Origin of the sequence: Streptomyces katrae (assembly GCF_000966975.1) — a bacterium.
In the GTDB taxonomy this organism is placed as follows: Bacteria; Actinomycetota; Actinomycetes; order Streptomycetales; family Streptomycetaceae; genus Streptomyces; species Streptomyces katrae.
The window spans coordinates 1-5,606 of record NZ_JZWV01001225.1 but is presented as its reverse complement, the minus strand read 5'-3'; the positions used below and the strand labels follow the sequence as shown (position 1 = coordinate 5,606).

The 5,606-nt window shown below is 73.0% G+C and carries 5 protein-coding genes and 1 pseudogene; 2 read left to right on the top strand and 4 right to left on the bottom strand.

Annotated features, from left to right (window positions below):
* The first annotated feature begins 217 nt into the window (after window positions 1–217).
* Both VR44_RS35300 and VR44_RS35295 read left to right on the top strand, forming a co-directional pair.
* Window positions 218–1,030: a hypothetical protein gene (locus VR44_RS35300; protein WP_045951734.1), complete on the top strand. Its 813-nt coding sequence runs from the start codon at window positions 218–220 to the stop codon at window positions 1,028–1,030.
* A gap of 220 nt (window positions 1,031–1,250) precedes the next feature.
* On the top strand, window positions 1,251–1,706 hold the full coding sequence (locus tag VR44_RS35295) for a hypothetical protein (protein ID WP_245692771.1): 456 nt from the start codon (window positions 1,251–1,253) through the stop codon (window positions 1,704–1,706).
* A 16-nt stretch (window positions 1,707–1,722) separates the two neighbouring features.
* Here the strand turns inward: VR44_RS35295 and der are convergent, their stop codons facing one another.
* The 4 genes and pseudogenes from der to VR44_RS35275 form a co-directional block, all read right to left on the bottom strand.
* Entirely contained in the window at window positions 1,723–3,186 is a 1,464-nt protein-coding gene (der, locus tag VR44_RS35290) for a ribosome biogenesis GTPase Der (RefSeq protein WP_045951735.1), read from the bottom strand.
* 79 nt (window positions 3,187–3,265) lie between these two features.
* Window positions 3,266–3,949: a lysophospholipid acyltransferase family protein gene (locus VR44_RS35285; RefSeq protein ID WP_045951732.1), complete on the bottom strand. Its 684-nt coding sequence runs from the start codon at window positions 3,947–3,949 to the stop codon at window positions 3,266–3,268.
* Window positions 3,910–4,611, bottom strand: coding sequence for a (d)CMP kinase (gene cmk, locus VR44_RS35280; protein ID WP_045951731.1), 702 nt, complete (start codon window positions 4,609–4,611; stop codon window positions 3,910–3,912). The genes VR44_RS35285 and cmk overlap by 40 nt, the downstream gene beginning before the upstream one ends.
* A 182-nt stretch (window positions 4,612–4,793) precedes the next feature.
* Window positions 4,794–5,606, bottom strand: a pseudogene (locus VR44_RS35275) (prephenate dehydrogenase); the annotation flags it as partial.

Genomic DNA, 5,606 nt, shown 5'->3' with positions numbered 1-5,606 from the left:
ACCCCCGCGCCACCCCCCGAACGGCCAGCACTCGCCACCAACTGCGCACAAGCAGGCAACAGTTGGCACAAAAACGAAGCCACCCCCGACCGGTTCACTCGTTCGGGTGGCCGGTTCGATTCCGTTCCCTCAAACGGCGTGACCCCGGCCGAGTCTCGGGCGTTGAGCCCGGCGAGCCGGGAACCCCCCGGCCTCCGCACGAATGAGGAGCCCCCCCGTGCCGCGCATGCTCGACGTCAGTCTTGAGGTACGTGCCGAGATCGGTGACGAAGAAGCCGACAGGCTGCTCACCGGCGACGACGCCCCGGGCAGTTACGACTGCACCTCCTGCCGCACCCCCGGCGACCCCGAGACCGACCCGACGAGCACCGTGCTGTTCGTGGGGGAGGAGACGGCCGTCCTCGCCTTCGCCCACGCCGGCTGCATCCCCTCCCAGGTCGTCACGGTCTCCGAGGCCGAACTCCAGGGTGCGGTCCGCAGCATCACCGGTGACAGCCCCGCCCCGGAGCAGGCGGCCGCCGGCGAGGTCCCGCAGAGCGTCCCCGGCGGCCAGGCCGTCCTCGGCATCACCAGCGGCCTCATCCTGATCAACGGCGAGCTGCACCCCGCGCTCGTCGTCGAGCCGACCGCACCGATCGCCCGCCCCGGCACCACCGGCCCCGGCGACGACTTCCTGCCGCTCCTCATCGAGCAGGGCTTCATCCCCGTCACCGACACCAACCAGGTGCCGTCCGCCCTGGAGGGCTGGTCCGTCCTGCTCGCCGGCGGCCAGCTGCACGCGGTGCTCCAGCCCGGCGTCGGCGGCGGCCCCCAGGCCTCCTGGTGGCAGGCGCACCAGGCGCTGTCCGTCACCGACGGCTGGCGGGCCGCGGTCAACAAGACCCAGCGGGTCCTGGTGTACGCCGCCCCCGTCGGCTCCATCGGCCAGCAGCCGCGCGAGGACCTGCTCCGCGACGCCCTGGACAAGGCCGCGAGCAACGGCAAGCTCGTCGCGGCCTCCATGCCCCTCGCGGGTGCCGCGGGCGCCTGAACCCGAAGCCTTCCCTCCCCGCCGGAAACGGCTGCCCGTCCTCCCCACGAAGGAGGCCGGGCGGCATGCGCCGGGGGTGCGCGGTCCGTCCCGCGCACCCCCGGCGATCTGCGTTTTACGCCCCGTCACCCCGCATCCGCAGGGCCCGCGTTTCGTTGGCTGATACGTGCATGCATACGACCCCTCCCGCGCCCCGTCCCATCCGAGCAGCGTCCCCCCGATGCGCCCCGCACTGGACCGGGACCACGCTCCGGCCGCCTCGCACACCCCGATCTTCGACGCCCTGTACTCGGAGTACCTGCGGGCCTTCCGGGCCCTGCCGGGCGACCGGAGCGGCGAGGAGGACCTCGGCTTCACCGCCTTCTCGTACGGGTCCTCGTACGGCTCCTCGTACTCCGGGTCCTCGTACTCCGGGTCCTCCGGCCTCTCCCACGGCAGCGGTTCGTACGCCGCCGGGTGGAACGGTTCCGCATGGCAGCGCGCCGACCCCTGGCAGCCCGCGTACCCGCCCGCTCCGGTCGTCCCGCAGCCCCTGTACGCGCACGCCGGGACCGCCGTCGCGGTATCGGCGTCCGGGGCCGGACCGGGCTCCGGATACGGCGACGGGCGGCAGCACCACACCGGGATGCAGCACATCCCGGCGGCCCTGCCGCCCGCTCCGCGCCGGGGCTACTGACCCCGGCCCGCGGCCGCTACTTCTTCTTCTTGTACTGGGCGCCGCGCTTCTCGCGCACCCGCACCGAGATGTGCAGCGGGGTGCCCTCGAAGCCGAACTCCTCGCGCAGGCGGCGCTCGATGAAGCGCCGGTAGCCGTGCTCCAGGAAGCCGGAGGCGAAGAGGACGAACCGCGGCGGCTTGCTGCCCGCCTGGGTACCGAACAGGATGCGGGGCTGCTTGCCGCCGCGGATCGGGTGCGGGTGCGCGGCGACGATCTCACCGAGGAAGGCGTTCAGACGGCCGGTGGGGACGCGCGTCTCCCAGCCCGCGAGGGCGGTCTCGATCGCCGGGACCAGCTTCTCCATGTGGCGGCCGGTCTTCGCCGAGACGTTGACCCGGGGCGCCCAGGAGACCTGCTGCATCTCGGTCTCGATCTCGCGCTCGAGGTAGTAGCGGCGCTCCTCGTCCAGCTCGTCCCACTTGTTGTACGCGATCACGATGGCGCGGCCGGCTTCGACGGCCATGGTGATGATGCGCTGGTCCTGGACGCTGATGGACTCGGTGGTGTCGATCAGGATGACCGCCACCTCCGCCTTCTCCACGGCCGCGGCCGTGCGCAGCGAGGCGTAGTAGTCGGCGCCCTGCTGGAGGTGGACCTTCTTGCGGATGCCGGCCGTGTCGACGAACTTCCAGGTGACCCCGCCGAGCTCGATCAGCTCGTCGACCGGGTCACGGGTGGTGCCGGCCAGCTCGTTGACGACGACGCGGTCCTCGCGGGCCACCTTGTTCAGGAGGGAGGACTTGCCGACGTTCGGACGTCCGATCAGGGCGATGCGGCGCGGGCCGCCCATCGGCGCGCCGCCGAAGGTCTGCTCGGGGGCCTCGGGCAGGACGTCCAGGACGGCGTCGAGCATGTCGCCCGTGCCGCGGCCGTGCAGCGAGGAGACCGGGTACGGCTGGCCCAGGCCCAGGGACCACAGGTAGGCCGCGTCGGCCTCGCCGCTCTGGCCGTCGACCTTGTTGGCGCACAGGACGACGGGCTTGCCGGCCCGGCGCAGCAGCTTGACGACGGCCTCGTCGCTGTCGGTGGCGCCGACCTTGGCGTCCACGACGAAGACGACCGCGTCGGCGGTCTCGATGGCGTACTCGGCCTGGGCGGCGACGGAGGCGTCGATGCCGAGGACGTCCTGCTCCCAGCCGCCGGTGTCGACGACCTTGAAGCGGCGGCCGGCCCACTCGGCCTCGTAGGTCACGCGGTCGCGGGTGACGCCCGGCTTGTCCTCGACGACGGCCTCGCGGCGGCCGATGATGCGGTTGACCAAGGTCGACTTGCCGACGTTGGGGCGGCCGACGACGGCGAGGACGGGCAGCGGTCCGTGACCGGCCTCGCCGATGGCGTCCTCGACCTCCTCGAGGTCGAAGCCTTCCTCCGCGGCGAGCTCCATGAACTCCGCGTACTCGGCGTCGCCAAGTGCTCCGTGGTCGTGCTGGTCGTTCATGAAGTCCGTTCCTCGTCGTTCGTGGTGGTCGGTGGTGTCGTCCGCACGGGCGGGCACCACTACTGGGTTCAAGTCTCGCTCAGCGCCCGGTGAGGCGCTTGGCGTCGGCCAGGTGGGCGGTCAGCCGGTCCTGGACGCGCACGGTGGCCGCGTCCAGCGCGGTCCGCGTACGGCGGCCCGTGCCGTCCCCGGCCTCGAAGGCGGAGCCGAAGACGATGTCGACGCGGCTGCGCAGCGGGGGCAGGCCCTTGACGAGCCGGCCCTTGGCGTCGGTGCTGCCGAGGACGGCGACCGGCACTATGGGCGCGCCGCTGCGGACCGCGAAGTAGGCGAGGCCGGCGCGCAGGGACGCGAAGTCCCCGTCGCCGCGGGTGCCCTCGGGGAATATCCCCAGGGCCCCGCCGTTGCCGAGGACCTCCAGGGCCCGGGTGACCGCGGTCCGGTCGGTGCCGGAGCGATCCACCTTCACCTGCCCGATCCCCTCCAGGAAGGGGCCGAGGGGGCCGACGAAGGCCTCCTTCTTGATCAGGAAGTGCAGCGGCCGGGGCGCGGTGCCCATGACCAGGGGGCCGTCGATGTTGTGGGCGTGGTTCACGGCCAGGATGACCGGGCCGGTGGCGGGTACCTTCCAGGCACCCAGCACACGCGGCTTCCAGAGCCCGTACATGAGCCCGATTCCGATACGTCTGCCGACCGCCGCACCCTTGAGGGAGGGCGTATCGCTCACCTGCTCCGCCGCTCTTCCACCAGGGTCACGACGCATTCGATGACCTGGTCGAGGGTGAGCTCGGTGGTGTCCACCTCGACGGCGTCGGCGGCCTTGGCCAGCGGGGAGGTCTTGCGGCCGGAGTCGGCGGCGTCCCGCTTGATCAGGGCTTCCTTGGTGGCGGCGAGGTCCGTGGCCTCCTTGCCGCGCAGTTCGCCGCTGCGGCGGGCCGCGCGGGCCTCGGCGGAGGCGGTCAGGAAGATCTTCAGGTCGGCGTCGGGCAGGACGGTGGTGCCGATGTCCCGGCCCTCGACGACGATGCCGTCGGCCTCTGCGGCCGCTTCGGCGGCGATGGAGCGCTGGAGGTCGGTGATCAGGGTGCGCACCTCGGGGACGGCGCTGACGGCGCTGACCTTGGAGGTGACCTCCTGGGAGCGGATCGGGCCGGAAGCGTCCTGGCCGTCCACGGTGATGGTGGGGGCGGAGGGGTCCGTACCGGAGACTATGGCCGGCTTGCCGGCGGCGAGGGCGATCGCCTGCGGGTCGTCGGTGTCGATGCCGTTGGTGATCATCCACCAGGTGATGGCCCGGTACTGGGCACCGGTGTCCAGGTAGCGCAGCCCGAGCTTGGCGGCCACGGCCTTGGAGGTGCTGGACTTGCCCGTGCCGGAGGGACCGTCGATGGCGACGATCACGGCGGACGGAGCTGCGGATTCCACGGTGCGGGCACCTTCCTGGTTGCGCGTACGTGTCCGGGCGCGCCAATAGCGCCCCTCACCAGGTTACCGGGCCCCGGAACCCCCCGGTCCCGGCCCATGGCCCCGCCGGCCACAACGGCCCCGCCGGCGATTGAGGCGCGGGGGCCGGGGGCGGAGCCCCCGGCGACGGCGCCGCGCCCGGGCTACTGCTGGCGCAGCGCCCAGCCCCGCTCCCGCAGCTCGGCCGTCAGGCCGGCGACGGCCCGCGGCTCCACCATGAGCTGGACCAGACCGGCCTGTTGGCCCGTCGCGTGCTCGATCCGCACGTCCTCGATGTTGACCCCGGCCCGCCCGGCGTCGGCGAAGATCCGCGCGAGCTCGCCGGGCTTGTCGCTGATGAACACCCCGACCGTCTCGTAGGCCATGGGCGCCGCGCCGTGCTTGCCGGGGACCCGGACCCGTCCGGCGTTGCCGCGCTTCAGCACGTCCTCGATGCCCGCGGCCCCGCCCCGCCGCTTGGCCTCGTCGGCGGACTGGAGGCCGCGCAGGGCCTCCACCGTCTCCTCCAGGTCGGCGGCGATGCCCGCGAGGACGTCGGCGACCGGCCCGGGGTTGGCGGAGAGGATCTCCACCCACATCCGGGGGTCGGAGGCGGCGATCCGGGTCACGTCGCGGATGCCCTGCCCGCACAGCCGGACCCGATCCGGGTCACGTCGCGGATGCTCTGCCCGCACAGCCGGACCGCGGTCTCGTCGGCCTCCTCCAGGCGGGCGGCGACCATGCTGGAGACCAGCTGCGGGGTGTGGGAGACCAGCGCGACCGCCCGGTCGTGGGCGTCGGCGTCCATCACCACGGGGACGGCCCGGCACAGGGCGACGAGCTCCAGCGCGAGGTTCAGCACCTCGTGGTCGGTGTCCCGGGTCGGGGTCAGCACCCAGGGGCGGCCCTCGAACAGGTCCGCCGTCGCGGCCAGCGGGCCGGAGCGCTCCTTGCCGGCCATGGGGTGGGTGCCGATG

Coding starts and splice junctions, on each gene's coding strand:
- der (WP_045951735.1), bottom strand. CDS start 3,186: ATGAACGACCAGCACGACCACGGAGCACTTGGCGACGCCGAGTACGCG.
- VR44_RS35295 (WP_245692771.1), top strand. CDS start 1,251: ATGCGCCCCGCACTGGACCGGGACCACGCTCCGGCCGCCTCGCACACC.
- VR44_RS35285 (WP_045951732.1), bottom strand. CDS start 3,949: ATGCGTCGTGACCCTGGTGGAAGAGCGGCGGAGCAGGTGAGCGATACG.